26 protein-coding genes are annotated in these 25,386 nt (G+C 73.0%); 12 read left to right on the forward strand and 14 right to left on the reverse strand.

Translation table 11 applies throughout. The features are described 5' to 3' along the window. Positions 1 to 41: 41 nt before the first annotated feature. From ABZ340_RS10315 to ABZ340_RS10325, 3 genes are all read right to left on the reverse strand, one after another. Positions 42 to 842: an electron transfer flavoprotein subunit beta/FixA family protein gene (locus ABZ340_RS10315; protein ID WP_358781324.1), complete on the reverse strand. Its 801-nt coding sequence runs from the start codon at positions 840 to 842 to the stop codon at positions 42 to 44. A 221-nt stretch (positions 843 to 1,063) separates the two neighbouring features. Then, the gene (locus ABZ340_RS10320) at positions 1,064 to 1,573 is read right to left on the reverse strand and encodes a flavin reductase family protein (protein ID WP_358781325.1); all 510 of its coding nucleotides are present in this window, start codon (positions 1,571 to 1,573) and stop codon (positions 1,064 to 1,066) included. 68 nt (positions 1,574 to 1,641) lie between these two features. Continuing rightward, entirely contained in the window at positions 1,642 to 2,016 is a 375-nt protein-coding gene (locus tag ABZ340_RS10325) for a thioredoxin family protein (protein WP_358781326.1), read from the reverse strand. A 293-nt stretch (positions 2,017 to 2,309) separates the two neighbouring features. Here ABZ340_RS10325 and ABZ340_RS10330 point away from each other — a divergent pair, with 293 nt between their 5' ends. Beyond that, entirely contained in the window at positions 2,310 to 3,038 is a 729-nt protein-coding gene (locus tag ABZ340_RS10330) for a lysophospholipid acyltransferase family protein (RefSeq protein WP_358781327.1), read from the forward strand. Between the two features lie 165 nt (positions 3,039 to 3,203). On the opposite strand, the gene ABZ340_RS10335 is transcribed toward ABZ340_RS10330, so the two are convergent. The 4 genes from ABZ340_RS10335 to ABZ340_RS10350 form a co-directional block, all read right to left on the reverse strand. Beyond that, positions 3,204 to 3,797: a transglutaminase domain-containing protein gene (locus ABZ340_RS10335; protein ID WP_358781328.1), complete on the reverse strand. Its 594-nt coding sequence runs from the start codon at positions 3,795 to 3,797 to the stop codon at positions 3,204 to 3,206. A gap of 83 nt (positions 3,798 to 3,880) precedes the next feature. Continuing rightward, positions 3,881 to 4,951 carry a low specificity L-threonine aldolase gene (locus tag ABZ340_RS10340; protein ID WP_358781329.1) on the reverse strand — a complete coding sequence of 357 codons (1,071 nt, stop codon included), beginning with the start codon at positions 4,949 to 4,951 and terminating at the stop codon, positions 3,881 to 3,883. Further along, the gene (locus tag ABZ340_RS10345; protein WP_358781423.1) at positions 4,948 to 5,694 is read right to left on the reverse strand and encodes an SDR family oxidoreductase; all 747 of its coding nucleotides are present in this window, start codon (positions 5,692 to 5,694) and stop codon (positions 4,948 to 4,950) included. Before ABZ340_RS10345 ends, ABZ340_RS10340 begins: the two co-directional genes overlap by 4 nt. Before the next feature lie 38 nt (positions 5,695 to 5,732). Next, positions 5,733 to 7,130, reverse strand: coding sequence for a DUF6421 family protein (locus ABZ340_RS10350; RefSeq protein ID WP_358781330.1), 1,398 nt, complete (start codon positions 7,128 to 7,130; stop codon positions 5,733 to 5,735). Between the two features lie 207 nt (positions 7,131 to 7,337). On the opposite strand from ABZ340_RS10350, the gene ABZ340_RS10355 reads away from it, so the two are divergent. Then, positions 7,338 to 8,021 carry a glycerophosphodiester phosphodiesterase family protein gene (locus tag ABZ340_RS10355; protein ID WP_358781331.1) on the forward strand — a complete coding sequence of 228 codons (684 nt, stop codon included), beginning with the start codon at positions 7,338 to 7,340 and terminating at the stop codon, positions 8,019 to 8,021. A 3-nt stretch (positions 8,022 to 8,024) separates the two neighbouring features. Here ABZ340_RS10355 and ABZ340_RS10360 read toward each other — a convergent pair whose 3' ends face one another. Further along, on the reverse strand, positions 8,025 to 8,564 hold the full coding sequence (locus tag ABZ340_RS10360; protein ID WP_358781332.1) for a GNAT family N-acetyltransferase: 540 nt from the start codon (positions 8,562 to 8,564) through the stop codon (positions 8,025 to 8,027). A 189-nt stretch (positions 8,565 to 8,753) separates the two neighbouring features. Between ABZ340_RS10360 and ABZ340_RS10365 the strand changes: the two genes are divergently transcribed. Beyond that, positions 8,754 to 9,146, forward strand: a complete 393-nt coding sequence (locus ABZ340_RS10365) for a VOC family protein (protein ID WP_358781333.1) — start codon at positions 8,754 to 8,756, stop codon at positions 9,144 to 9,146. Between the two features lie 113 nt (positions 9,147 to 9,259). Beyond that, positions 9,260 to 10,021, forward strand: a complete 762-nt coding sequence (locus tag ABZ340_RS10370; protein ID WP_358781334.1) for a VOC family protein — start codon at positions 9,260 to 9,262, stop codon at positions 10,019 to 10,021. A 382-nt stretch (positions 10,022 to 10,403) separates the two neighbouring features. On the opposite strand, the gene ABZ340_RS10375 is transcribed toward ABZ340_RS10370, so the two are convergent. Both ABZ340_RS10375 and ABZ340_RS10380 read right to left on the reverse strand, forming a co-directional pair. Beyond that, the gene (locus tag ABZ340_RS10375) at positions 10,404 to 10,961 is read right to left on the reverse strand and encodes a MarR family transcriptional regulator (protein ID WP_358781335.1); all 558 of its coding nucleotides are present in this window, start codon (positions 10,959 to 10,961) and stop codon (positions 10,404 to 10,406) included. Continuing rightward, positions 10,958 to 12,703 (reverse strand): FUSC family protein, encoded by a 1,746-nt coding sequence (locus tag ABZ340_RS10380; protein ID WP_358781336.1) that lies wholly within the window; start codon positions 12,701 to 12,703, stop codon positions 10,958 to 10,960. Before ABZ340_RS10380 ends, ABZ340_RS10375 begins: the two co-directional genes overlap by 4 nt. A gap of 231 nt (positions 12,704 to 12,934) precedes the next feature. Between ABZ340_RS10380 and ABZ340_RS10385 the strand changes: the two genes are divergently transcribed. Beyond that, positions 12,935 to 13,486: a DUF5134 domain-containing protein gene (locus ABZ340_RS10385; RefSeq protein WP_358781337.1), complete on the forward strand. Its 552-nt coding sequence runs from the start codon at positions 12,935 to 12,937 to the stop codon at positions 13,484 to 13,486. A 201-nt stretch (positions 13,487 to 13,687) separates the two neighbouring features. After that, a complete protein-coding gene (locus ABZ340_RS10390) occupies positions 13,688 to 14,395 on the forward strand; it encodes a phosphatase PAP2 family protein (RefSeq protein ID WP_358781338.1) in 708 nt (235 codons plus the stop codon). Positions 14,396 to 14,411: 16 nt separating this feature from the next. On the opposite strand, the gene ABZ340_RS10395 is transcribed toward ABZ340_RS10390, so the two are convergent. Beyond that, the gene (locus tag ABZ340_RS10395; RefSeq protein WP_358781424.1) at positions 14,412 to 15,455 is read right to left on the reverse strand and encodes an urea transporter; all 1,044 of its coding nucleotides are present in this window, start codon (positions 15,453 to 15,455) and stop codon (positions 14,412 to 14,414) included. 352 nt (positions 15,456 to 15,807) lie between these two features. Between ABZ340_RS10395 and ABZ340_RS10400 the strand changes: the two genes are divergently transcribed. Further along, a complete protein-coding gene (locus ABZ340_RS10400; RefSeq protein WP_358781339.1) occupies positions 15,808 to 16,494 on the forward strand; it encodes a helix-turn-helix domain-containing protein in 687 nt (228 codons plus the stop codon). Here ABZ340_RS10400 and ABZ340_RS10405 read toward each other — a convergent pair. Then, positions 16,482 to 17,984: a hypothetical protein gene (locus ABZ340_RS10405; protein WP_358781340.1), complete on the reverse strand. Its 1,503-nt coding sequence runs from the start codon at positions 17,982 to 17,984 to the stop codon at positions 16,482 to 16,484. The genes ABZ340_RS10400 and ABZ340_RS10405 overlap by 13 nt on opposite strands. 211 nt (positions 17,985 to 18,195) lie before the next feature. Between ABZ340_RS10405 and ABZ340_RS10410 the strand changes: the two genes are divergently transcribed. After that, positions 18,196 to 18,855 carry a DUF305 domain-containing protein gene (locus tag ABZ340_RS10410; protein WP_358781341.1) on the forward strand — a complete coding sequence of 220 codons (660 nt, stop codon included), beginning with the start codon at positions 18,196 to 18,198 and terminating at the stop codon, positions 18,853 to 18,855. A 96-nt stretch (positions 18,856 to 18,951) separates the two neighbouring features. Here the strand turns inward: ABZ340_RS10410 and ABZ340_RS10415 are convergent, their stop codons facing one another. Further along, positions 18,952 to 19,404, reverse strand: a complete 453-nt coding sequence (locus ABZ340_RS10415) for a DUF6214 family protein (protein ID WP_358781425.1) — start codon at positions 19,402 to 19,404, stop codon at positions 18,952 to 18,954. 272 nt (positions 19,405 to 19,676) lie between these two features. On the opposite strand from ABZ340_RS10415, the gene ABZ340_RS10420 reads away from it, so the two are divergent. Both ABZ340_RS10420 and ABZ340_RS10425 read left to right on the forward strand, forming a co-directional pair. Next, positions 19,677 to 21,065, forward strand: a complete 1,389-nt coding sequence (locus ABZ340_RS10420; RefSeq protein WP_358781342.1) for an FAD-dependent oxidoreductase — start codon at positions 19,677 to 19,679, stop codon at positions 21,063 to 21,065. 123 nt (positions 21,066 to 21,188) lie between these two features. After that, positions 21,189 to 22,604, forward strand: a complete 1,416-nt coding sequence (locus ABZ340_RS10425) for a nucleobase:cation symporter-2 family protein (protein WP_358781343.1) — start codon at positions 21,189 to 21,191, stop codon at positions 22,602 to 22,604. Here ABZ340_RS10425 and ABZ340_RS10430 read toward each other — a convergent pair. Further along, complete coding sequence (locus tag ABZ340_RS10430) at positions 22,524 to 22,880, reverse strand: helix-turn-helix domain-containing protein (protein ID WP_358781344.1); 357 nt, start codon at positions 22,878 to 22,880, stop codon at positions 22,524 to 22,526. The genes ABZ340_RS10425 and ABZ340_RS10430 overlap by 81 nt on opposite strands. Before the next feature lie 157 nt (positions 22,881 to 23,037). Between ABZ340_RS10430 and ABZ340_RS10435 the strand changes: the two genes are divergently transcribed. Both ABZ340_RS10435 and ABZ340_RS10440 read left to right on the forward strand, forming a co-directional pair. Next, complete coding sequence (locus tag ABZ340_RS10435; RefSeq protein WP_358781345.1) at positions 23,038 to 24,117, forward strand: NADH:flavin oxidoreductase/NADH oxidase; 1,080 nt, start codon at positions 23,038 to 23,040, stop codon at positions 24,115 to 24,117. Between the two features lie 430 nt (positions 24,118 to 24,547). Further along, positions 24,548 to 25,345 (forward strand): pectate lyase, encoded by a 798-nt coding sequence (locus tag ABZ340_RS10440; protein WP_358781346.1) that lies wholly within the window; start codon positions 24,548 to 24,550, stop codon positions 25,343 to 25,345. Positions 25,346 to 25,386: the final 41 nt, after the last annotated feature.

Here is a 25,386-nt window from a genome sequence, read left to right on the forward strand (position 1 = left end):
CGAAAATCGCGAAGTCTGAGGGGCGGTGAGGGGCGTGGCCCCTAGATGAACTTCTGGCTCGCGAGGAACTCAGCGAGCTGCTTGCCGCCCTCGCCCTCGTCCTTGACGATCGTGCCCGCGGTCCGGGCCGGGCGCTCGTCCGCCGCGTCGACGGTCGTGTAGGCGCCCTCGAGACCGACCTCCTCCGCCTCGATGTCGAGGTCGGACAGGTCCCAGGACTCCACCGGCTTCTTCTTGGCCGCCATGATGCCCTTGAAGGACGGGTAACGCGCCTCGCCCGACTGGTCGGTGACCGACACGACCGCCGGCAGCTGCGCCTCGAGCTGCTCGGAGGCGGCGTCACCGTCGCGGCGGCCCTTGACCACGCCGTCCTCGACCGACACCTCGGACAGCAGGGTCACCTGCGGCACGCCCAGGCGCTCGGCCAGCAGCGCCGGTACGACGCCCATGGTGCCGTCGGTGGAGGCCATGCCGGAGATCACCAGGTCGTAGCCGGCCTTCTCGATCGCCTTGGCCAGCACCAGGGAGGTGCCGATCGCGTCGGTGCCGTGCAGGTCGTCGTCCTCGACGTGGATCGCCTTGTCGGCGCCCATCGACAGCGCCTTGCGCAGCGCGTCCTTGGCGTCCTCCGGACCCACCGTCAGGACGGTGACCTCCACATCGTCGTCGCCCTTGTCCCGACGGTCTTCCGAGATCTGCAGCGCCTGCTCGACCGCGTACTCGTCCAGTTCGGAGAGCAGACCGTCCACGTCGTCCCGGTCGACGGTCAGGTCATCGGCGAAGTGCCGGTCGCCAGTGGCGTCGGGCACGTACTTCACAGTGACAACGATCCTCAAGCTCACGCCGGCTCTCCTACTGCGTCGACATTTCAGTGCTGCCTGCTTGCAGGCAGCATAGGCGCCTGCAGCGGCCGATCCCGGTCGGGGCGGCCCTGCGCTCCTGCCGGAATATTACTCGTCAGTACATCCAGTTCGTTCCCGCTAAGCAAGCGCTTTGAACTGTGACCTTCGCAACGCAGCGTAACCGGAACCCGACGGTTTCGCAGGAGAGCCGTGGCGCCGGGTCAGTCGCGCAGTTCGGTGAAGCGGCCCTGGTGGTAGAGGAGGGGCCGGCCGGGCCCGGCGGAGTCGCCGTGCACGACCTCGGCCAGCACGACACGGTGGTCCCCGGCGGGGACGCGGGCGACGACGCGGCCCACCAGCCAGGCGAGGACGCCGTCGAGGACGGGCACGCCCTCGGGGCCCTCGCGCCAGGCCGTGGGCGGGCCGAAGCGGTCGGCGCCCCGGCGGGCGAAGGTGGCGGCGAGCTCCCGCTGGTGCTCGCCGAGTATGTGCACCCCGACGTGGCCGGCGGCGGCGACGGCGGGCCAGCTGGAGGAGCCGGTGCCGACCCCGAAGGAGAGCATCGGGGGGTCCGCGGAGACCGAGGCGAGGGAGGTGGCGGTGAATCCGGCCGGGCCGTTCTCACCGCGGGCGGTGATCACGGCGACTCCCGCCGCGTGGCGCCGGAAGACGGACCGGAACAGGTCGTCGGCGGCCGGCCGGGGCATGCCCGGAGCGGGCGTGGTCGTCATGGAGGGGTCCTTGTGCGAGGGGTCCTGCCGCGCGAGGCGCGGGAACGGCTGGTCCGGCGGAGCGGGCGTCACACCGCCTCCCCCAGGGCGGCGATCACGTCCGCGGTGCGCGGCTGACCGGTGGCGCGCCGCACGACGCGGCCGTCCGCGTCCAGGACGAGCACCGTCGGGGTCTTGCGGATGCCCAGCGCGCGGACGAGTCCGAGACGGGACTCGGCGTCGATCTCGACGTGGGTGACGCCCGCCACCATGCGGGCCACCTCGCCGAGGACCCGCCGGGTGGCCCGGCAGGGCGCGCAGAAGGCGCTGGAGAACTGTACGAGTGTGGCGCGTTCACCGAGACCGGTGCCCAGTGCGGCGGCATCGAGCCGCACGCCGTCGTCCCGTTCGCGCACGCGTCCTCTCCCACTCGTCTTCGGTCCGTCCCCGGTTGCAGCGTTCACGGGACCGCAAAGATTCCCGTGCCTCGCCGGGTGTCCGCCGCGGAGTGCTCGATTCTTCCGGATGCCGGCGCACGGGAGCCACCGCGGGGCGGGGACGGTACCCGCGCGGTAACCCTTCGGCAAAAAGCGGGTCAAAGACGGGACGTGACGAGGATTACGCCGACGCCGGGCACCAGGACTGGTTCACCGGCCGTTCTTGGGGCACCATCTGCGACATGCCGTAAAACCTACGGCCGCGTAACTTTCCACTGGGAGCCCCTTCCCAGGCAGAGCAGGAAGGGTCCGTCCGGCCCATGGCAGAACTCGTCTACCGCCCGGTCATCGGTCTCGCCCGCACCATGTTCAAGGTGTGGGACCTCAAGATCGACTGCCGGGGATCGGAGAACATCCCGCGCTCGGGCGGCGCCGTGCTGGTGAGCAATCACATCAGCTATCTGGACTTCATCTTCAACGGACTGGCGGCGCTGCCGCAGAAGCGGCTCGTGCGCTTCATGGCGAAGGAGTCCGTCTTCCGGCACCGGATCTCCGGTCCCCTGATGCGCGGGATGAAGCACATCCCGGTCGACCGCAAGCAGGGCGAGGCGGCCTACGCGCACGCCCTGGACTCGCTGCGGTCGGGCGAGATCATCGGGGTCTTCCCGGAGGCCACCATCTCGGAGTCGTTCACGCTGAAGAGCTTCAAGTCGGGTGCCGCGCGCCTGGCGCAGGAGGCGGGCGTTCCGCTGATCCCGATGGCGGTGTGGGGCACGCAGCGGCTGTGGACCAAGGGCCACCCGCGCAACTTCAAGCGCAGCCACATCCCGGTCACCATCCGGGTCGGCGAGGCGATCGACGCCTCCCGCGAGCAGTACGCGGGTGCCCTCACGCGCCGGCTACGCGAGCGCGTGCAGGAGCTGCTGGAGGCCGCGCAGCGCGCCTACCCCGTGCGCCCCAAGGGCCCGGACGACACCTGGTGGATGCCGGCCCATCTCGGCGGCACGGCCCCGACGGCGGAGCAGGTCCGCGCGGCGGAGGCGCACTGAGCGGCGCCCGCCCCCGCCGCCGGGGCGGACGGGCGGGCCGCTCCGGGCCGGGGTCCGCGCCGGTCCGGCGGCGGTGACGAAGCCCTCGCCGCCGGCGGCCCGGCCCGGGCGCACCCCGCCCCGGACGCCGGAACGGCGGGCGCGCGGGCCGCGACCGGCCCCGCCTCAGAGGGCGGCCGGGAGCGTCCGCCACAGGTACGCCCGGTCGGGCGCCGCTTTCAGGGCGTCCAGCACGGCCGGATGCGGTGCGGCGTACAGCACCGGATAGTCCATCTCACCGTGCCGCGGGTCGGGGATCCAGGCGAGCCGCTCCCCGTCCAGCGAGAACCGGGCGTCCACGCCGGGCTTGTTGCCGCGCGGGTCCTGCCGGTGCCAGGCGCCGTTGAAGCGGACCGCGACCAGCCCGTGCACCACGTGCCCCTCGCCCCCGTCGTGCAGCAGCCGCTGGTAGCACAGTGCGGCGGGGATGTCCTCGGCCCGCAGCAGCGCGGCCAGCGCGTGGGCCTTGGCGTGGCAGATGCCGGTGCCCTGCGCCAGGACGTCGGAGGCCCGCCAGGTGACGCGCGGGTCTCCGGCGTCCTGTGAGTGCGGGATCGCGTCGCGGACGTACTCGAACGCCAGCCGCGCATAGGCATACGAGTCCTCCGCTTCCTTGGCGAGACGCGCGGCCGTCTCCCGCACAACCGGGTGGTCGTGATCGATGACGTCGTCGGCGGCCAAATAGGCGGACAGGTCGGGGTTCTGCTGGATCGGCTCCATGCCCGCAGAGCATAGGAATGCGACCACCCGCGAGTCAATGACTTTTCAGGTGACCGCATACCTATGCATAAGGCGGAGTTGCCTCAGCGGGCCATCTCCTCCTTGAGGGCCGCCACGAACGCGTCCACGTCCTCCTCGGTGGTGTCGAAGGCGCACATCCAGCGCACGTCGCCCGCGGCCTCGTCCCAGAAGTAGAAGCGGAACCGCTTCCGGAGGCGCTCGCTCACCTCGTGGGGCAGCCGGGCGAAGACCGCGTTGGCCTGCACGGGGTGGAGGATCTCCACCCCGTGCACCGCGCGGACGCCCTCGGCCAGGCGCTGGGCCATCTCGTTGGCGTGGCGGGCGTTGCGCAGCCACAGGTCCTTGGCGAGCAGCGCCTCCAGCTGCACCGACACGAAGCGCATCTTGGAGGCGAGCTGCATGGACAGCTTGCGCAGGTGCTTCATGTGGCGGACGGCGTCGGGGTTGATGACGACGACCGCCTCGCCGAACAGGGCGCCGTTCTTGGTGCCGCCCAGGGAGAGGATGTCGACGCCGGCCGCGTTGGTGAACGTGCGCATCGGCACGTCCAGGGAGGCGGCGGCGTTGGCTATCCGGGAGCCGTCGAGGTGGACCTTCATGCCGTGCGCGTGGGCGTGCTCGCAGATGGCCCGGATCTCGTCGGGGGTGTAGAGGGTGCCGAGCTCGGTGGACTGGGTGATCGAGACGACCTGCGGCATGGCACGGTGCTCGTCGTCCCAGCCGTACGCCTGACGGTCGATCAGCTCGGGGGTGAGCTTGCCGTCGGGGGTGGGGACGGTGAGCAGCTTCAGGCCGCCGACCCGCTCGGGCGCCCCGCACTCGTCGACGTTGATGTGCGCGCTCTCGGCGCAGATCACCGCGCCCCAGCGGTCGGTGACCGCCTGGAGCGCGACGACGTTGGCTCCGGTGCCGTTGAAGACCGGGAAGGCTTCCGCCGTCGCCCCGAAGTGCCCGCGGACGACGCGCTGGAGGTTCTCCGTGTACGCGTCCTCGCCGTAGGCGGTCTGGTGCCCGCCGTTGGCCAGGGCCAGGGCGGCGAGCACCTCCGGGTGGGCGCCGGCGTAGTTGTCGCTGGCGAACCCCCGTTCCCGCGGGTCGTGGTGGCGGCGTGCGTCGGTCTTCGGGGGGTTCACGGCTTCTCGGTCAGCCACAGACGGTTTCCGTTCACTTCCGCGGCGGGCTTCTCCCAGACTCCGGCGATGGCCTCGGCCAGGTCCTTGACGTCCGTGAAGCCCGCGAACTTCGCGTTGGGGCGTTCGGCGCGCATCGCGTCGTGCACCAGCGCCTTCACCACCAGGATCGCAGCCGCGGACGTCGGCCCCTGCTCGCCCCCCGCCTTGCGGAAGTAGTCGGCCATGGCGAGCGTCCACGCCTCGGCGGCGGCCTTGGCGGCCGAGTACGCGGCGTTGCCCGCGGTGGGCTTGCTCGCGCCCGCCGCGCTGATCAGGACGTACCGGCCGCGGTCGCTGCGCTGGAGCGGCTCGTGGAAGGCGAGGGAGGTGTGCTGGACGGTGCGGACCAGCAGCTTCTCCAGCAGGTCCCAGTCGCCGAGGTCGGTCTTGGTGAAGGTCTGGCTGCCGCGCCAGCCGCCGACGAGGTGGACCAGGCCGTCGACGCGGCCGTACTCCTTCTCGATGCGGGCGGCCCAGTCCTTGGCGGCGTCCAGGTCGAGCAGGTCGACCGTCTCGCCGGTGACCGTGGCGCCGCCGTGCGCGTAGCGCGCCGCGTCCACGGCCTCGGCCAGCCGCTGCGGGTCGTTGTCCGAGCCGACGACGGTCGCCCCCGCCTCGGCGAGCCTGAGCAGCGCGGCCCGTCCCGCGGGTCCGCCCGCACCGGCCACCGCGATCACCGCGCCCTCGAGCGCCCCGTTCCCCATGGTCCTCGCCTCCCGAGCCTCGTTCTTCGCGCGGTCGCTCACGCGGCGATCCGCTCGGCGCCGTCCGCCGTGATGCCCTTGGTGGAGGCGATCACGTTCTTCAGTTTCTTCTGCAGCGCCTCGTAGAACATGCTCAGCGGAAACTCGTCCGCAAGCACGTCGTCCACGAGCTTGCGCGGCGGCTGGGTCAGGTCGAGGGCGTCGGGGCCCTTGGCCCACTTGGAGCCCGGGTGCGGGGCGAGGTAGGCGGAGACCAGCTCGTACCCGGCGAACCAGTGGACCAGCTTGGGCCGGTCGATGCCGTCGCGGTACAGCTTCTCGATCTCGGCGCACAGCCGGTTGGTGACCTGCGGGGCGCGCTCCCAGTCGATGGAGAGCTTGTTGTCGGTCCAGCGGACGACGTCGTTCTTGTGCAGGTAGGCGAAGAGGAGCTGGCCGCCGAGGCCGTCGTAGTTGCGCACGCGCTCGCCGGTGACCGGGAAGCGGAACATGCGGTCGAACAGCACCGCGTACTGCACGTCGCGGGCCTGCGGGACGCCCTCGTCCGCCAGTTTCACGGCCTCCTTGAAGGCGGTGAGGTCGCAGCGCAGCTCCTCCAGGCCGTACATCCAGAACGGCTGGCGCTGCTTGATCATGAACGGGTCGAACGGCAGGTCGCCGTGGCTGTGGGTGCGGTCGTGGATCATGTCCCACAGCACGAACGCCTCTTCGCAGCGCTTCTGGTCGTGGACCATGGCGGCGATGTCCTCGGGCAGTTCGAGGCCCAGGATGCCGACGGCGGCCTCGGTGACCCGGCGGAAGCGGGCGGCCTCGCGGTCGCAGAAGATGCCGCCCCAGGTGAAGCGCTCGGGCGCCTCGCGCACGGCGATGGTCTCGGGGAAGAGGACGGCGGAGTTGGTGTCGTACCCGGCCGTGAAGTCCTCGAAGGTGATGCCGCAGAAGAGCGGGTTGTCGTAGCGGGTGCGCTCCAGCTCGGCCAGCCAGTCGGGCCAGACCATGCGCAGCACGACCGCCTCCAGGTTGCGGTCCGGGTTGCCGTTCTGCGTGTACATCGGGAAGACGACCAGGTGCTGGAGGCCGTCCCGGCGGTCCGCGGCGGGCTGGAAGGCCAGCAGCGAGTCGAGGAAGTCGGGCACCTGGAAGCCGCCCTCGGCCCAGCGGAGCAGGTCCTTCACGAGGGCCTCGTGGTAGGCGCGGTCGTGCGGGAGCAGCGGGGAGAGCTCCTCGACGGCGGCGGCGACGCGGCGTACGGCCTCCTCGGCCTCGGCGCGCCGCGGGGCGCCCTCGGCGTCGAAGTCGATCGACCCGTCCTTGGACTGCCAGGGCCGGATCTGCTCCACGGCATCCTTGAGCACGGGCCACGCCGGGTGCTCCACCACCCTGGTCACCGGAGGAACCTTCCCCTCCGCACCCACCTGCACAAGAATTTCCGTCATGTCCCATCCTCCACAGGAGAACCTCGCGTCAGGACACCGTATGCATTCCTGCTTTCTCTCAGCAAGGGGCCTCTCAGGAAATTATCCTGCCCCACCCCCGCCTTCACCGCATGTTTTCCTGTCGGGCACATCGGGGGAGGGGCACGAGCCGGGTCGGCGTTACGCTGCGGCTCTGCCCCGCCGCAGCCCACGGAAGCGAGCCGGACCTTGAACTTCCTCACCATCGGTCACCGCGGAATCATGGCTGTCGAGCCGGAGAACACGCTGCGCTCCTTCGTCGCCGCCGAACGGGCCGGCCTCGACGTCGTCGAACTCGACCTGCACCTGAGCAAGGACGGCGCCCTGGTCGTCATGCACGACGCGGACGTGGACCGGACGACCGACGGCACCGGCCCGATCGCCCGGAAGACCCTCGCCGAGCTGCGCGCCCTGGACGCGGGCCGCGGCGAGCGGGTCCCGGTCTTCGAGGAGGTGCTGGACGCCGTGTCGGTACCGCTCCAGGCCGAGATCAAGGACGTGGCGGCGGCCCGGACGCTGGCCGAGGTGATGCGCCGGCGGGATCTGGCCGAACGGGTGGAGGTGATCTCCTTCCACGCCGAGGCGATCGCGGAGGTCTCCCGTCTGGTGCCGGGGGCGCGCACCGCGCTGGTGGCCCAGTACTACGGTCCCGAGGTCGTGGACCGCGCCGTCGAGGCCGGGGCGGCGGCCCTCTGCCTGGACATCGACCGGATCACCCTGGAGATCGTGCGGCTGGCGCGCGAGGCGGGTCTGAGGGTCTTCGCCTGGGTGGTGAACACCCAGGACCACCTGCGTCTCGTACGGGCCCTGGGCCTGGACGGCGCGACCACCGACCGCCCGGAGATCAAGCGCACCGGCCGCTTCACCGCGTGAGGCTCACACCAGCGGCTTGACCAGCAGCTCGAACCGGAGGTCGTCGCGGAGCGGGATGCCGAAGCGCTCGTCGCCGTACGGGAACGGGGTCGTCCGTCCCGTACGGCGGTAGCCGCGGCGCTCGTACCAGGCGATGAGGTCCTCGCGGACGGAGATCACGGTCATGCGCATCTCCGTCACGCCCCAGGTCTCGCGGGCCTGCCGCTCGGCCTCGGCGATGACCGTCTTGCCCAGCCCCGCGCCCTGGAGCACCGGGCTGACGGCGAACATCCCGAAGTAGGCGTACGAGCCCCGGTGTTCGAGCTGGCAGCAGGCGACGATCCGCCCGTCCCGCTCGACCGTCAGCAGGCGGCTGCCGGGCGACTCGATCACCCCCAGCACTCCCTCCGGGTCGGTCCGCTGCCCTTGGAGCAGGTCCGCCTCGGTGGTCCACCCGGCCCGGCTGGACTCCCCGCGGTACGCCGACTCGATCAGCGCGACGAGCTCGTCGACGTCTGCGGCGGCGGCGTCGCGAAAGGTCAGTCGGGTCTCGGCGGTGTCCATGGTGGTTCTCCCGTTCTCGGGCGCGGCGTGGGCAGGGACGAGGGTAACGCTGCCGTCAGGGGGCTTCTGATGGATCTCCGTGGAAGAAGGAGCAGCGTTCGGTGCGTGCTCTCGGTGTGCGGGGCGGAGGGCGTGCCGGGCGTCGCGACGCCACGGAGATCCATCAGAAGCCCCCTAGACTCCGGATGCATGGTCCACGTACTCGGCAGCAGGGTCCTGCTCCGCCCCACCGACCCCGAACGGTCCCGCGTCTTCTACGGCGAGCGGCTGGGCCTCGCCGTCTACCGCGAGTTCGGTACGGGGCCGGAGCGCGGCACGGTCTACTTCCTCGGCGGCGGCTTCCTGGAGCTCTCCGGCCGGTCGGACACCCCGCCGTCCCCGGCCGTGCGGCTGTGGCTCCAGGTCGAGGACGTCACCGCGGCCCACGAGGAGCTGCGGGCGAAGGGCGTCGCGATCACCCGGCCGCCGGTCAGGGAGCCGTGGGGACTGGTGGAGATGTGGGTCGCGGACCCGGACGGCACCCCGATCGTGCTGGTGGAGGTGCCGACGGACCATCCGCTGCGGTACCGGCCGGGGATCTGAGCTCACCGGGAGCGGCGCGCACCGGTGGTTCCGTGCCGGATGGCCGGAGTCCGGGCGGGGGCTTAGCGTGCTGGAGGGGCCCCGGCCAGGACTGCGGAAGGAACGCCCGGCGCATGAAGCTCGACCAACCGGTGACCGGCGGGCCCTGCTGGGCCGAGCTGGGGACCAGCGACGTGGAGGCGGCCAAGCGGTTCTACACGAAGCTGTTCGGCTGGCGTCCGCGGACCGATGCGCGTCTGCAGACGGGCGGCTACGCGATCGCGCGCCTGGGGGACGCGGCGGTGGCCGGGCTGTCCCCGCTGTACCAGCCGGCGCAGCCGGTGGCGTGGAACGTCTCGTTCGCGGTGGACGACGCGGACGCCGCCGCGCGGCGGGTGACGGAGGCCGGCGGGACGGTCCTGCTGGGGCCCGAGGACGTGTTCGACGCGGGCCGTTTCGCGGTGGCCGCGGGCCCGGACGAGGAGGTGTTCCATCTGTGGCAGGCCCGTGCCTTCCCGGGCGCCGGACTGTTCGACGCCCCCGGCGCGCTGGGCTGGGTGGAGCTGCTGACCCGCGAGCCCGGCCGGGCCCGGGACTTCTACACCGCGGTCTTCGGCTGGAGCGCCGGCGGCACGGAGCGCTACCCGCGGTGGAGCGTCGGCGGCGCGGAGTTCGGCGGCATGGTGACGATGGACGACAAGTTCCCGCACGAGGTGCCGGCGCACTGGCTGCCGTACTTCGCGGTGACCGACGTGGACCGGGCCGCGGCCGACGCGACGAGCGGCTCCGGCACCGTCCTCATGACGCCGACCTCGCTTCCCGAGGGGCCGCGCATCGCGGTGCTGCGGGATCCGCAGGGGGCGATGTTCGGGGTGTACCGGGCGCAGGGGGGCTGAGAGCCCCGAGCGGAAGGGGAGCCCGATCGGCTCGCGGCGTCCGGTGCGTGCGAGCGCAAGACGCCGAAGCCCTCTCGTGGCGGAGCCACGTGGGTGTTCCGGAACCGCGGCGAGCGTGCGTGCCGGGCGTCGCGAGCCGGGCGCCTCTTCCGCTCGGGGCTCTGAGAGACCGGCGGTCCGGCGGCGCTCGCCCGGGCGCCGCCTGCGGCCGGGAAGCTCCCGGCAGGTACCGGCGGGGCGGGTCCGGGCGGCCGGTCACCGGCGGGCCCGGGCCCCGTGAGGACGCAGCGGCCGGCACCGGGGACGTCCGCGGCGACCGCCACTCCCCCACCGCCGCCCGGTGCACGGCGTGCCCGGGGCGCCGGCGCCGCGGCCGTGCGCGTCACGCCCGCAGCGCGTCCAGGCGGCCCTCCAGCTGACCGAGCAGCTCCCCGAGCAGCGCGGCCAGGTCGCCCCGCCGCTCCCCCTCCAGGCCGGACAGCACGGCGGTCTCGTAGGCGAGCTGTTCGGGCAGGATGCCGTCGACCAGGTCGCGGCCCGCGTCGGTGAGGCGGACGTGGGCGACGCGGCGGTCGCGGGTGTCCCCGCGCCGCTCGACCAGGCCGCGTTCGGTGAGCTGCTTGAGGCGCTTGGTGACGGCGGCGCCCGAGGAGAAGGTCTCGCGGGCCAGCTCCCCGGGGGTCAGTTCGTGGCCGGTGCGGCGCAGGGCGCCCAGCAGGTCGAACTCGGGGCGGCTCAGGCCCGCCCGGCGCAGCGGAGCGTCCTCGGCCTGCTGGAGGAGGGCGGCGCAGCGGTTGATGCGGCCGATGATCTCCATGGGGCCGGTGTCGAGGCCGGGGTGCACGGCCCGCCACTGCCGGACGACCGCGGCCACGGTGTCCCCTCCGGTCGCGTCCGCCCCCACGCCCTCGCTCGCCGAGCGCCCGCCGTTTGCCGTCATGGCCGTACGTCCTCCGTCCTCGTGCCCGCGTCCTGGTCCGGCCGCCCCGCCCCCGGGCCGGTCCGGCGGCGGACCATTGCGGCGAGCGTACGGTGTCCGGCCTGCTCGGCGCGCACCACCCTCTCCTGGGGCAGTGCGCGCTGCCACCACTCGCCGGCCGCGGCGTCGGCGGTGGCCCGCAGTTCGACCAGCGCGGCGGCCAGGGCGCGGTGCGCGGCGTCCAGGGCGGCGGGGGCCGGACGGGGCTCGGCCAGCAGGCGGGCGGCGCGTTCGCGGACGCGGTCCACGGCGGTCAGCGCCTGTTCGACCCGGTCGCCCGCGCGCCGGTTGGTGACGGCGACGGCGGCGGCGAAACCGACCAGAGCGCCGACGAGGGTGTCCACGACCCGCTCGGTGATCAGCACGCCGGGCTCCTGGTAGCCGGTGAACTCGGTGATGAGCAGCGCCATCGGGGTCACGCAGAGCGTGCCGAGCCAGTAGTTGCGGCTGATGAGGGCCTCGGCACCGAAGGCGAACAGCAGGCAGAACAGGACCAGCGCGGCCTGGCCGAGGTGGGCCAGCGGGGCCACGGCGGCGAAGACGAGGACTCCGGCCAGGTTGCCGACGACGCGCTGGACGACCCGGTTCCAGGTGAGGGTGAGGTTGGCCTGGTAGAGCGCGGCGGCGGTGACCAGGGCCCAGTAGGGGCGGCCGATGCCGAGGGCGAGCGAGGCGTATCCGGCCAGGGCGCAGCCGAGGGCGGTGCGCACGCCGATGGGGGCCAGCGGGGCCAGCCGGTGCCACAGCGGCGCGGGCCGGGCGCCGCGCTCGGCCTCCACGCCGAGGAGTTCGTCGGTGGCGGCCCGGGAGTCGCCGGTGCCGGGATCGCCGGTGCGCGGGTCCCCGGGCCGGGGGACGCGTCCGGTGCCGCGCAGGGCGCGCGCCCAGGCGCGCAGCCGCTCGGGGTCCGTGTCGGCGGGCGCGGCGAGGGCGACCTCGGCGCGGACGAGGAGCCGCTCCAGGGCGTGCCGGGTGGCGGCGCGGGCCCCCTTCCCCGGCAGCGGCAGCAGCGCCTGCCAGGCGGCCTGTACGGCGGCGTAGCCGGCGGCGCGCGCGGCGCGGGCGTGGCCGTCGTCGGTGCCGTGCGCCCCGGCGTACGCGGCGTACGCGGCGGCGGCGTTCAGGGCCTGGGCGGTGGCGCGGCGCTCCGGGCCGGTGGGGCGCAGCAGCGCGGGTGCCATGCCGACGAGCCAGGCCCAGGAGCCCGCCGCGGCGGTCAACGCCAGGTGCCCGGGAACCTGGCCGAGGGTCTGCGGCGCGAAGAGGGAGGCGGAGCTGATGAAGGTGAGGACGACGTTGCCCGGCGGGCCGACGCGGGTGGCGTCGCACAGGACCTTCTGCGCGGCGGCCAGCAGGGCGCCGACGGCGACCAGCACGGCGGCGTCGCGGGTGAGCGAGGCGGTGACCAGGGCGACACCGACGCCGCCGAGCATGCCGAGCACCACCCAGGCCAGGACCCGGGCGCGGACGGCGTAGGGCCGGTTGTGGGCGTACAGGGCGCACAGGGACCCGGCCATGGTGTACATCGCCAGGTCGAGCCGGCCGAGCGCCAGCAGGATCAGGTTGGGCGGGGCGACGGCGGCGACCACGCTCAGGGCGGGCTTGAACCAGATGTCGGAGGGGCGTCCGGGACGCAGCGCGCCGGCCAGCGGCAGACGCCGGCGGCCGAGCGGGGTTGCGGAGGTGGGGGTCGCACTGCTCATGCAAGTATTTTAACAGGTGTTTTACCAGTGAAATAAATGTCGCGTGCCCTCGGGCGCTCCCCGCGTACACCCATGCGCTCGCGTACGCGCCGCGTCACCCGGGCATCCCTTGACCGATCCACGAAGACGGCCTTCGACGTCAGCCTTCGACGAGCGGTCTTCGAGGACCGGTACCCGAGGGCCGGCCGCCGGGCGGACGGCGGCCGGCCGAACGGCGAGCGGGAGGTGCGCGTGCACGGACCGGCGTCGTCCGGCTGGCTGCTGGTAGCGCTGTGCGCGGCGGCCGGCGCCTACTGCCTGCTGCGGATGCGCGGCAGCGCCGAGGCCCGCGACCGCCGCGCCGCGGGCGGCGAGGCGGTCATGGGCTTCGGCATGGCCGCGATGGCCGTGCCGCCCGCGGTGTTCACCCCTCCCCCGTGGGCCTGGGCCGTCCACGCGGCCGTGTTCGGTGCGGCCGGGCTGCACGCGCTGTGGGCGGCCCGGGGCAGCCCGTACCATCTGCACCACCTGGTGGGCGCGGGCGCGATGGTCTACATGGCCCTCGTGATGGCCGGCTCCCCCGGCCACGCGCACGGGCACGGCGGCTCCGGCGTGCCGCCGCTGACCGGAGCGCTGCTGCTCTACTTCGCCGGGTACGTGCTGCTGACCGGCGTCCGCCTGGTGCCGGCCGCCGCCGTCACGGCCGCCGAAACGGCTGCCGGGTGGGCCGACCGGCCGGAGCTGGCGCGGGCGTGCCGGCTTTCCATGGGGATCGCGATGCTGGCCATGCTGCTGACGCTGTGACGGCACAGCGCTGGCCCACGTCCTGGGCACAGCCGGCCTCGGGGCGGCGGTGACGGCGGCCCTGGTGCCGGTACCGCCGGTACTGACGGCGTTCGTACCGGGGCCGCAGGCACCGGGGTGTCCGGGCCGCCGGGCCCGCCCCGCGCGGCTCGCTGCCCACGGGAGTGGTGTGCGGGCCCGCCGGTCGGCGAGGATCGCTCCATGCAGACCTCGCCCGTCGGCTCCCCGCCCCGCCCGCCCCGGACCCGTACCGCCGTCCGTGCCGCCTGGATCCTCGCGGCGTGCTCCGTGCTGCTGCTCCTCCTCGTCGCGGCCGAGTGGCACCCCCTGCTCGCCCTGGACGGCGGCATCGCCCGCACCACCCACCGCTGGGCGGTCGCGGAGGACGGCGTCACCCAGGTCTTCCGCATCCTGACGGACTGGGTCTGGGACCCGTGGACGATGCGGCTGCTGTGCGCGGCGGCCGTCCTGTGGCTCGGGTGGCGGTGCGCGGCCTGGTGGACCGCCGGCTGGCTGGCGGTGACGTGCGCGCTGGGCACCCTGCTGCAGCAGGCGCTGAAGGCCGCGGTGGGCCGCCCCCGGCCGGTCTGGCCCGACCCCGTGGACAGCGCCCACTACGCCGCCTTCCCCTCGGGCCACGCCATGACGGCGACGGTCGTGTGCGGTCTGCTGCTGTGGCTGCTCCACCGCCACGGCGCCGCCCGCGCCCTGCGCCTGGCCGCGCTGGCCGTGGCCGTGGTCTCCGTGGCCGGCGTCGGGCTGACCCGGGTGTGGCTGGGCGTCCACTGGACCTCCGACGTCGTCGGCGGCTGGCTGCTGGGCGCCCTGGTGGTGGCGGTCGCGATCGCGGCGCACCGGCACGGGCGGGGTGACCTGCCGGCTCCCCGCCCGTCGTCCCCGGCGCGGTAGCCGGTCCCGGCGGACCCTACACGGAGGGCGTCGGCGCGGTGACCTGCCACGGCGGGGCGGCCTCGCCCGGGCCGGGGCCCCGTCCGGTCAGACGCGGGAAGGAGCGGACGGCGGCCAGGAAGCCGAACGTCGTCAGAACGAACGGCCAGGTGAACGCGTGGCCGCCGGACGGGGCGAGCAGAGCGGCGACCGCCGGTGTCAGGGCGGTCGCGGTCGCCGCGCCGAGCAGCGCGTACAGCAGCGTCGCCGGGGTCGCCTCCAGGAACACCCCGCACAGCGCGAGCGCCACGAGCACCGCGTTGTAGCCCATCGTGCCGTCGGCGATCCGTGCGGCCGGCGCACCGAGCGCCCAGGCGGTCAGGATGCCTGTCACGCTGCCGCAGCAGGCCACCAGCCCCGCCACCCGGCTCGCCAGGAAGACGCCCGCGAGCAGCAGTGCCCCCACGTACCACCGGTCCTGGAAGAAGACCTGGGACACGTTGCGGAAGAACGCCCCTCCCACGTCGCCCGGGCGCAGGGCGGTGGGACCGGAGACGGCGCGGGGCAGCGCGGCGAGGCTGTGGCCGTGCGGCCAGATCCGCCGGAAGCCGGGCGCGGCGACCGTCACCGCGCCCGCCAGCAGGCAGTACGGCAGGGTCAGCGAGGGCAGATCCCACACGCCCAGCAGCCGGACCACCGCCGCCGTGACGACCGTGACCACGACACAGCCCGCGGCGGCGAGCAGGACCGTGGAGAGCCGGTCCGCGCCCAGGAGAACCGCGAAGCACAGAGCGACGAGGCAGGAGTTGAAGCCCTCCAGTCCCGTTTCCACCCGGTCACGGGCCACGCCCAGCAGGCGTGCGGTACCGGTGCCCAGGGCGGCGCCCCCCAGCCCGTATGCGCCGTACCGCCAGTCGGCCGTGCACAGCGCCAGGCAGAAGACGGCGCCTGTCCACGGGTTGGCCAGGAACATCACCTGAGCCGGGCCGCACAGCACCTGCGGCCCGAAACCCGGTACCCGTCGCGGACGCCGGCCCCCGGCGCCATCCGACCGTCGCACGTCCCGCTCACACCCCCACACACTCTTTCCGCATAACGGCATCACTTTTCCGCTACACGATACAGCGAGAGAGGGCGCCCACACGCCCCGGGGCTTTGGCCCCGGAACCGGGAAACAGCGGCAGACAAGAGGGGGAAGAGAAGGGAGGGAAGGGAGGGAAGAAGAGAGCGCCGCAGGACGGAAGGGGCAAGGCGCAAAGTCAAAGACTCAAGAAAGACTCAAGAGGGAAGGGCCGTCACAGGCCGGCCGTTCCGCCTCGGGCGATCCCCCGCGTCGCCCGAGGCGGACGGCGACTGCGGCCGGAGCCGCCAGGGGCCCGGCCGGATGTGTTGAGTATAGTTGGCTGGCAGCCAGTCAACGAGGAGTTTTCAGAATGTCCCCGCGCAGCGCCTCGGTCAACGAAGAGTTGCGGCGGCGTTCGAAGGAACGGCTCCTGCAGGCCGCGGTGGAGCTGGTCGGCGAGCGCGGCTACGAGGCGACGACGCTCGGCGACATCGCCGACCGGGCGGGCTCCGCGCGCGGGCTGGTGTCGTACTACTTCCCCGGCAAGCGCCAGCTCGTCCAGTCCGCCGTGCACCGGCTGATGCACCGCACGCTGGAGGAGGCGCTGGAGCGCGAACCGCCCACCGGGGACGGGCGGGAGCGGATGGCGCGGGCCATCGACGCGATCCTGGGCCTGGCCCGCGACCGGCCGGTGCTGATGCGCCAGCACATGGCCGGCCTGCTGCAGGCCGAGGGTTTCGTGCCGTGCCCGGAGCAGCGGCGCCTGGCCGAACTGCTGCGGGACACCGTCGCCCGGCACGGCTCCCGGGACGTCGACAGCGACTACCCGATGCTGCGCGCGCTGCTGATGGGGGCGGTGTACGCCGCGCTGGTGCCGGGCGCGCCGATGCCGGTACCGGTGCTGCGGGCCGAGTTGTTCAAGCGTTACCGGCTCGACTGGGAGATGGGTGTCCCGCCGGACGCTCAAGTGCCCGGCGGGACGTGTGAGGCGGATCTGTCGCGGTTCTTCGCGACCGGCTCGGCACCGGCGTGCCGGCCGCCCGGTCAGCCGAAGTAGTCCGGCTGCGTCTGGACGTTCAGTTCGCGCAGATGGATCCGCTTGGCCGGGTCGGTGCGCCGGTCGTCGAGCTTCAGGACGTCGAAGCCCTTGGCCATGTCGTTCGAGTAGATGTACCCGTTGTAGTAGTACGCCGACCAGGAACCGCCGCCGACCAGGTTGTCGGTGGACAGCGGGCCGCGCTCGAAGTAGGCGATCTCCTTCGGGCGGGTGGAGTCGGTGAAGTCCCAGACGGAGACGCCGCCCTGGTACCAGGCCTGGACCATGAGGTCCTTGCCCTTGACCGGGATCAGCGAGCCGTTGTGGGCCACGCAGTTCTCGGTGTCCGCCTGGTGCCGCGGGATCTTGAAGTAGCTGCGGAAGACGAGCTTGCGCTTGTCGCCCTTGCCGACGATGTCGTAGATGCCGTCCGCGCCGCGGTTCGGGCCGATCTCCGCGTTGCAGGTGGCCGCGCCGCCGCCGCCCAGCTCGTCGGTGAACACGACCTTGTCCGCGTGCTGGTTGAAGGTCGCCGAGTGCCAGAACGAGAAGTTCACGTTGTCCTGGACCCGGTCGATCACCTTCGGGCGCTCGGGGTCCTTGATGGAGAACAGGATGCCGTCGCCCATGCAGGCGCCCGCGGCCAGGTCCTTCGAGGGCAGCACCGTGAGGTCGTGGCAGCCGGTGGTCTTGGAGACGCCGGGGTTGGTGGGCGCGCCCGGGTTGCCGCCGCCGTCCGGCCCCTCACCCGGGAAGAGCACGGGGAAGCTGACGACCGCCGCCTTCTCGGGGGCGCTGCGCGGCACCTTGATGACCGAGATGCCGTCGTGCGGCGGCAGGCAGTCGGGGTACGACGCGTTCGGCGCGTACGAGGAGACGTAGATGTAGACGTCGCGGCGCTCGGGCACCAGCGTGTGGGTGTGCGAGCCGCAGGCGGTCTCGACGGCGGCGACGTACTTCGGGTTCCGCTTGTCGCTGATGTCGAAGACCTTCATGCCCTCCCAGGAGGACTTCTCGGTCGCGGGCTGCGTGGTGCTGTTGCAACTGCTGTCGCTGCGCGAGGAGTCGGTCGACAGGAACAGCAGGTCGCCGGAGACGGAGACGTCGTTCTGCGAGCCCGGGCACAGGACCTGGGCGACCGTCTTCGGGGACTTGGGGTTGCTGATGTCGAAGATGCGGAAGCCGTCGTAGTTGCCGGCGAAGGCGTACTTCCCCTGGAAGGCGAGGTCCGAGTTGGTGCCCCGCAGGGCGTCCTTGGGGATGTTCGCCAGATGTTCGATGTTGGCCGAGTGGACGATCTCGTCCCGGCCGGGTATCTCGCCGTTCGCGATGGCCTCACGGGCCTCGGCCCGGGCGCTCTTCGACACCTCCTTGGGCTTGGCCGGGGCGTCCCCGGGGTCGGGGGTCGCGGCGGCCGGGCCGGCCGTGAGCAGCGCGGACAGAAGTCCGGCGGCGACGGCCGCAACACCCAGGCGTCTGCGCCGGGTTCGGGGGTCGTGCAACAGGATCACTGCTTTCTCCCTACGTCCGTTCGTATGGGAACGGTTCACGCACTCCGGCAGTATCGTCTCGCCATGCACATACCAACAGGGGGTAGCGTGCACGTAATGCAGTTTTTTGATCAGTGACACACGGAAGCGTGCTAGGACGGTCATGCACACACGAGGGCACTCACGAGGTGCCGTCCGTCCTGCTCCCACCCGCCTGTCACAGGAGGTCGTCGTGCTCTTCCGCCCCGCGTCGCGCACCTCGCTCGTCACGGCCTCGCTGGCCGCCCTGGCCGTGCTCGGGCTCGGAGCCTGCGATTCCGGCCCGGAGGCGAAGTCCGCCACCGCGGACGGGCCTTCGGTGATCGCGCCGGGCATGCCGGGCGAGGCCAACCAAACCCTGTCCGCCGAGGACGCCGAACGGCACCGCGCCGACGACGACTCGCCCAACTCGGCGGACGTCGCCTACGCGCAGATGATGGTCCGGCACCATTCCCAGGCCCTGGAGATGACGGAACTCGCCCCCCAGCGCGCCGGTTCCGCGCAGCTCAAGCGGCTCGCGGAGCGGATCGCCGCCGCCCAGGGACCGGAGATCACGGCCATGCGGGGCTGGCTGAAGAAGCACGGCGAGAAGGAGACGGGCGGAGCGCACGGCCACGACCACGCCACGATGCCCGGGATGGCGACCGAGGCCCAGCTGAAGAAACTCCGGGAGGCTCGGGGCGAGGCGTTCGACCAGCTCTTCCTCACGCTGATGATCACCCATCACGAGGGCGCGATCACCATGGCGACGGACGTGAAGGCGCAGGGCAACAACGTGCAGATCGAGGAGATGGCCGACGACGTGGTCGCCCAGCAGACGAGCGAGATCACACGGATGCGCACGATGCTCTGACCTCGCGGGACGGACCGGTGCGCGAACCGGTACGCGGGCCGGTGCGTGGACCGGCACACGGACCGGTAGGACCGGACACGCGGACCGGGGCGCCGCTCAGCGCCGCGCCCGGCGCGGGGTCAGGAAGCCCTCGTCACGGGCCTGGCCGATCAGGCGGAGCGACGCGCGGCGGCTGTGACCGGTCGCGCGCATCACCGCGAGGACGGGGTCGGCGCCCCGCTCCTGCGCGGCGCGGTACTCCCGGGCGACGAGCCGCCGCCCCTCCCTGCCCCGCGGCCACTCCGGGCGGGCGCGCCGGGCGGCGGGCGCGCCGGGCGCCGGGGACGGCACGCACGCCTCGGCCAGCGGCCCCTCCAGCCACTCGGCGAGCACCGCCAGGTCGTCCAGGGACAGCCCCGGCCGGCCCCGGACGTCCTCCAGGCAGACGCCGCCCTCGGACACCGCGGCCAGCGCCTCGACCCGGGCGCCGTCGGCGAAGGCGAGCCGGACCTCGAACCAGGTCACCGCGCCGGAGCCCTGCCGTACCGTCCAGGCCCGCCGCACGGACACCGTGCCGTCCGCCGGGGAGCGGCCGGAGAGGTGGAGGGCGTCATGATGAAGACAGGATGCTTCAAACACACACGCAACGTAACCGCATCATCACATCCGTACGGACGGACACGCGCCTCCCGCCGCGCACAACACCCTGACAGCTCAGGCCGGCGGTGCGATGCTGGAAACCACCAGCGATCTCCCGAGGAGCCGGGAGCCGGAAGCCGGGACGCACGCTCCGCGATGCATGGTCCACGGTCCCCCGGAGGTCCCCGGGTAAGGAGGCCGCCGTGCTGCGTGTCGCCGTCGTGGGCTCGGGCCCGAGCGGGTGCTACGTCGCCCAGAGCCTCGTCCAGCAGGAGCGTGAGGCGTACGTCGACGTCCTGGACCGCCTGCCGTGCCCGTACGGGCTGGTGCGGTACGGCGTGGCCCCGGACCACGAGAAGATCAAGTCGCTGCAGAACACGCTGCGCGCGGTGCTGGAGCACGACCGGGTGCGCTTCCTCGGCGGCGTGGAGGTGGGGTCCCGGGGCGTGCCGGCCGCCCGGTTGCGGGAGCTGTACCACGCGGTGGTGTACTGCGTCGGTGCCGCGACCGACCGGCGCCTCGGGATTCCCGGGGAGGACCTGCCGGGCAGCTGGTCGGCGACCGAGTTCGTCTCCTGGTACAGCGCCCATCCGGACGCCCCCGAGCTCTCGGCTCCGCCGGGGCGGGGAGGCGTCCCCGCCGGCGACGGCTTCCTGCGCCACGTGCGGTCGGCGGTCGTCATCGGCGTCGGCAACGTCGCCGTGGACGTCACCCGGATGCTGGCCCGCGGCCCGGCCGAGCTGAGCGGCACCGACATGCCGCAGGCGGCGCTCACCGCGCTGTCCGCCGGCCGGGTGGCCGACATCCGCATGGTGGGCCGGCGCGGCCCCTCGCAGGCCCGCTTCACCACCAAGGAACTGCGCGAACTGGGCGCCCTGCCGGACACCGACGTCGTCGTGGACCCGGCGGAACTGGCGCTGGACCCGGCGTACGCCGACCCCACGGGGCTGCCCGGCACGCAGCGCCGCAACGTGGAGGTCCTGCGCGCCTGGGCCGAGGCGCCCGCGTCCGGCGGCGCCCGCCGGATCGGGCTGCGCTTCTTCCTGCGTCCCGTCGCCCTGCTCGCCGGCGCGGCGGGCCGCGTGGGCGCCGTACGCTTCGAGCGGACGGCGCCGGACGGGCACGGCGGCGTGACGGGCACCGGCCGGTACGAGGACGTCGAGGCGCAGCTGGTGCTGCGGTCGGTGGGCTATCGCGGGGTGCCCCTAGAGGGGCTGCCGTTCGACGCGGCGCACGGCACGGTGCCGCACCTGGCGGGGCGGGTCCTGCGGGCGGGCGCCGTCGCGCCCGGCGAGTACGTGGCCGGCTGGATCAAGCGGGGCCCGACGGGCGTCATCGGCACCAACCGCCCGTGCGCGAAGGAGACGGTGACGTCGCTGCTCGCGGACGTCCCCGTGCTCGTGTCCGGCAGGGACGTGCCCGCGGATCCGCTGCCGCTGCTGCGGGCGGCGGGGATCGAGCCGGTCGGGTGGGCCGGGTGGCGGGCCATCGAGCGGGCCGAGGCGGAGCTCGGCGCCTCGCTGGGGCGGAGCGTGGTCAAGCTGCCGGACTGGGAGTCGCTGCTGGCGGCGGCACGAACGGCGGCACCGTAGGCGCGAAGCCGCCCCGCCGGGCCGACACACAGCGGCAACACCACGGAAATCAACAAACCGTTCAACGGGCCTACGGTCTCCGGCTGTTCGAATGTTTTTCCCGCCCGCAGCCCAGGAGCGCCCATGGCCCCGACCGCGCCCGCGCACGCCCCGCGCCCCACACCTCCCGCGCATCCCGTCGACGAGGTCCCTCCCGTACGGCAGCTGGCCGCCTTCGGCCTCCAGCACGTGCTGGCGATGTACGCGGGCGCGGTGGCCGTCCCGCTGATCGTGGGCGGGGCGATGAAGCTGCCGCCCGCCGACCTGGCGTACCTGATCACCGCGGACCTGCTGGTGTGCGGCATCGCCACGCTCGTCCAGTGCGTCGGTTTCTGGCGCTTCGGCGTGCGGCTGCCGATCATGCAGGGCTGTACGTTCGCGGCCGTGTCGCCGATGGTGCTCATCGGGACGACGGGCGGCGGACTGCCCGCGATCTACGGGGCGGTGATCGTCGCCGGACTCGCGATCATGCTGCTGGCGCCGGTCTTCGGCAGGCTGCTGCGCTTCTTCCCGCCGCTGGTCACGGGCACGGTCATCCTGATCATCGGTGTCTCGCTGCTGCCGGTGGCGGGCAACTGGGCCGCGGGCGGCTCGGGGGCCGAGGACTTCGGGGAGCCGGAGAACCTGGCGCTCGCCGCGTTCGTACTGGCGGTGGTGGTGGCCGTGCAGCGGTTCGCGCCGGCGTTCCTGAGCCGGATCGCGGTGCTCGTCGGCATCGCCGCCGGGCTGGCGGTCGCGGTGCCGTCCGGTTTCACGGACTTCGGCGCCGTCGCGGACGCCGGCTGGGTGGGGATCAGCACCCCGTTCCACTTCGGCGCGCCCGTCTTCGAGGCGCCGGCGGTGGTGTCGATGCTGGTGGTGGCACTGGTGTGCATGACCGAGACGACGGGCGACTTCATCGCGGTCGGCGAGATGACGGACCGGAAGGTGCGGCCGCGGTCCCTGGCGGACGGGCTGCGCGCCGACGGTCTGTCGACCGTCCTCGGCGGTGTCTTCAACACGTTCCCGTACACGGCGTACGCGCAGAACGTGGGGCTGGTCGGCATGACCCGGGTGCGCAGCCGCTGGGTGGTCGCCGCGGCGGGCGGGATGCTGGTGCTGCTGGGGCTGCTGCCCAAGCTGGGCGCGGTGGTGGCGGCGATCCCCGCGCCGGTGCTGGGCGGCGCGGGCCTGGTGATGTTCGGGACGGTGGCCGCGAGCGGGCTGCGCACGCTCGCGCGGGCCGGCGTCACGGACGGCCACAACCCGACCGTGGTGGCCGTCTCGGTGGCGGTGGGGCTGCTGCCGGTGGGCGTGCCGGCGGTCTACGACCGGTTCCCGGACTGGTTCCAGACGGTGATGCACAGCGGCATCAGCGCCGGCTGCCTGACCGCGATCGCGCTGAACCTGCTCTTCAACCACCTGCCGGCGCGGGCCCGTTCAGCCGGTGCCGAGCCGGTCGGCCTGACGGGCGGCAGCGGCCAGGAGGGCGTCGAGCAGACCGGGGAAAAGATCGTCTAGGTCGTCCCTGCGCAGACCGTTCATCTTGGCCGTACCCCGGTACGTCTGCCGGATCACCCCGCTCTCGCGCAGCACCCGGAAATGGTGGGTGGTGGTGGACTTGGTGACCGGCAGGTCGAACCGCGAGCAGGAGAGCTCGTCGCCGTCGGCGGCGAGCTCGCGCACGATACGCAGCCGCATGGGGTCGGCGAGCGCGTGCAGCACGCCCTCCAGCCGGATCTCCTCACGGGCCGGGTGCGGCAGGTCGCGGCTGCTGGGGGCGGGGGCGGCGGTCACGGCGGCTCCAGTTCGTCCGGGAGGGGTCTCCCACCGTCCAGGAGGGGTTCCCGAGGGCCCTCATTGTACGAGAGGCATCGTAGTTTGACATCCACCGTACTACGAGAGCTATCGTACGAAGCGTTCATCGGTACCGCGACGAATGGAGCAATCCGCCGTGAGCGCCCTCTTCCAGCCCCTGACCCTGCGCGACGTGACCATCCCGAACCGGGTGTGGATGCCGCCGATGTGCCAGTACTCGGCCGAGCCGCAGGGCCCGGCGGCCGGCGTCCCCGGCGACTGGCACTTCGCGCACTACGCGGCCCGCGCGGCCGGCGGCACCGGCCTGATCATCGTCGAGGCCACCGGCATCTCGCCCGAGGGCCGCATCTCCCCCTACGACCTGGGCCTGTGGAACGACACCCAGGTCGAGGCGTTCCGCCGGATCACGGACTTCCTCCGGACGCAGAACACCGTTCCCGCCATCCAGCTGGCCCACGCGGGACGCAAGGCATCGACCGACCAGCCCTGGAAGGGCGGCGCCCCGCTCGGCCCGGACGCGCTCGGCTGGCAGCCGGTGGCGCCCAGCGCGCTCGCCTTCGACGAGGCGCACCCCGTGCCGGACGAGCTGCCGGTCGCGCGGATCCAGGAGATCGTGGAGCAGTTCGCCGACGCGGCCCGCCGCGCCCTCGCCGCCGGTTTCGAGATCGTCGAGCTCCACGGCGCCCACGGCTACCTGATCAACGAGTTCCTCTCGCCGCACTCCAACCACCGCACCGACGCCTACGGCGGCTCGTACGAGAACCGCACCCGCTTCGCCCTCGAGGTCGTCGACGCCGTGCGGGCGGTGTGGCCCGAGGACAAGCCGCTGTTCTTCCGCATCTCGGCGACCGACTGGCTCCAGGAGGGCGGCTGGACGCCGGACGACACCGTCCGCTTCGCCCGCGACCTGCAGGACCACGGCGTCGACCTGCTCGACGTCTCCACCGGCGGCAACGCCTCCGGCGTCCGCATCCCGACCGGCCCCGGCTACCAGGTGCCGTTCGCCGCGCGCGTGAAGTCCGAGACCACGCTGCCGGTCGCCGCCGTCGGCCTCATCACCGAGACCGAGCAGGCCGAGAAGATCCTCGCCAACGGCGAGGCCGACGCGGTGCTGCTGGGCCGCGAACTGCTGCGCAACCCCTCCTGGGCGCGCCACGCGGCCCGCGAACTGGGCGGCGAGGTGCACGTGCCGGACCAGTACCACCGCTCCGTGTGACCCACTGACGCCGATGGCCCCGGGGAGTTTCCCCGGGGCCATCGGCGTACGGGCCCCGAAAGCCCGCCGGCGCGGGGCGGCGCGGGAGACCGCCACGTGCCGCCGGGCCGGAGCGGCGCCCCGTGCCGGCCAGGACGGCCGGATACGCACTGCGCGAAGCGTTGACTAGAAAGCGCTTCCCCCCTACGGTCCGTTCAGCGACATGACTCGTCCCTCGCACCACTCCCCACACGGGACATCATGTTGCCCGTTGTTCAGATACATGACCCGGGACATGGTCTGAACAACTGGAAGGGCCGCTCCGCGAGCTCGACGAGCCCCACCCGCTCGCCGAGTTCGCCAAGCTCGACGCCGGCACCGGCGCCGGGTGCTCCGGCATCCGGCCGGGTCCGGCGACCCCCACAACCCCACACCACAGAAGGAACGGGACATGACTTCTGCAGCACGTCCACGGGCGCGTGCGCTGACCGGCGCGCTGGCCACCCTCGGCCTCTCGGTTGGCATGCTCATGACCACCGGGGCCTCTTCGGCACAGGCCGCCACCTGGCCGACCCCCAACGGCAGCCAGGGGGTCTCCTCCACCATCTCGGTCTCCGGCACCAAGGACTACGGGATGAAGCGCCTCTACGGCACCGGGGACCTCGGTTCCGGCGGCCAGGACGAGGACCAGGGCCCGCTCCTGGAACTGGAGCCCGGTGCCGTCCTGAAGAACGTCATCCTCGGCGCCCCCGCCGCCGACGGCATCCACTGCAAGGGCAGCTGCACGCTGCAGAACGTCTGGTGGGAGGATGTCGGCGAGGACGCGGCGACGTTCCGCGGCTCCTCCTCGTCGAACGTCTACAACGTCGTCGGCGGCGGCGCCAAGGAAGCCAGCGACAAGGTGTTCCAGTTCAACGGCGCCGGGACGCTGAACGTCTCGAACTTCGCCGTGAAGAACTTCGGCACCTTCATCCGCTCCTGCGGCAACTGCTCCTCGCAGTACAAGCGGACGATCAACCTCGACACCGTCGAGGCGACCTGGAAGGGCAGCCGGCTCGTCGGCATCAACACCAACTACGGCGACAGCGCGACCCTGCGCAACATCACCATCGTCGGCGACAGCGACCGGAAGATCGTCCCCTGCCAGAAGTACATCGGCAACGACGACGGCGACGAGCCGACCACCAACGGCTCCGGCCCCGACGGCACGTACTGCAAGTACACGGCGTCCGACATCACGTACAAGTGAGCCCGGCGCGGTGAGCGCGGCCGTACGGGGCGCCCCGCGCG

The sequence above is a fragment of the Streptomyces sp. NPDC006134 genome (genome assembly GCF_040628835.1).
GTDB lineage: Bacteria > Actinomycetota > Actinomycetes > Streptomycetales > Streptomycetaceae > Streptomyces.

Bases quoted from the DNA above. Each gene is read 5' to 3' on its own strand.
- ABZ340_RS10320 (WP_358781325.1), bottom strand. From the start codon at position 1,573: ATGACGACCACGCCCGCTCCGGGCATGCCCCGGCCGGCCGCCGACGAC.
- ABZ340_RS10330 (WP_358781327.1), top strand. From the start codon at position 2,310: ATGGCAGAACTCGTCTACCGCCCGGTCATCGGTCTCGCCCGCACCATG.
- ABZ340_RS10335 (WP_358781328.1), bottom strand. From the start codon at position 3,797: ATGGAGCCGATCCAGCAGAACCCCGACCTGTCCGCCTATTTGGCCGCC.
- ABZ340_RS10345 (WP_358781423.1), bottom strand. From the start codon at position 5,694: ATGGGGAACGGGGCGCTCGAGGGCGCGGTGATCGCGGTGGCCGGTGCG.
- ABZ340_RS10350 (WP_358781330.1), bottom strand. From the start codon at position 7,130: ATGACGGAAATTCTTGTGCAGGTGGGTGCGGAGGGGAAGGTTCCTCCG.
- ABZ340_RS10360 (WP_358781332.1), bottom strand. From the start codon at position 8,564: ATGGACACCGCCGAGACCCGACTGACCTTTCGCGACGCCGCCGCCGCA.
- ABZ340_RS10365 (WP_358781333.1), top strand. From the start codon at position 8,754: ATGGTCCACGTACTCGGCAGCAGGGTCCTGCTCCGCCCCACCGACCCC.
- ABZ340_RS10370 (WP_358781334.1), top strand. From the start codon at position 9,260: ATGAAGCTCGACCAACCGGTGACCGGCGGGCCCTGCTGGGCCGAGCTG.
- ABZ340_RS10375 (WP_358781335.1), bottom strand. From the start codon at position 10,961: ATGACGGCAAACGGCGGGCGCTCGGCGAGCGAGGGCGTGGGGGCGGAC.
- ABZ340_RS10380 (WP_358781336.1), bottom strand. From the start codon at position 12,703: ATGAGCAGTGCGACCCCCACCTCCGCAACCCCGCTCGGCCGCCGGCGT.
- ABZ340_RS10390 (WP_358781338.1), top strand. From the start codon at position 13,688: ATGCAGACCTCGCCCGTCGGCTCCCCGCCCCGCCCGCCCCGGACCCGT.
- ABZ340_RS10400 (WP_358781339.1), top strand. From the start codon at position 15,808: ATGTCCCCGCGCAGCGCCTCGGTCAACGAAGAGTTGCGGCGGCGTTCG.
- ABZ340_RS10425 (WP_358781343.1), top strand. From the start codon at position 21,189: ATGGCCCCGACCGCGCCCGCGCACGCCCCGCGCCCCACACCTCCCGCG.
- ABZ340_RS10440 (WP_358781346.1), top strand. From the start codon at position 24,548: ATGACTTCTGCAGCACGTCCACGGGCGCGTGCGCTGACCGGCGCGCTG.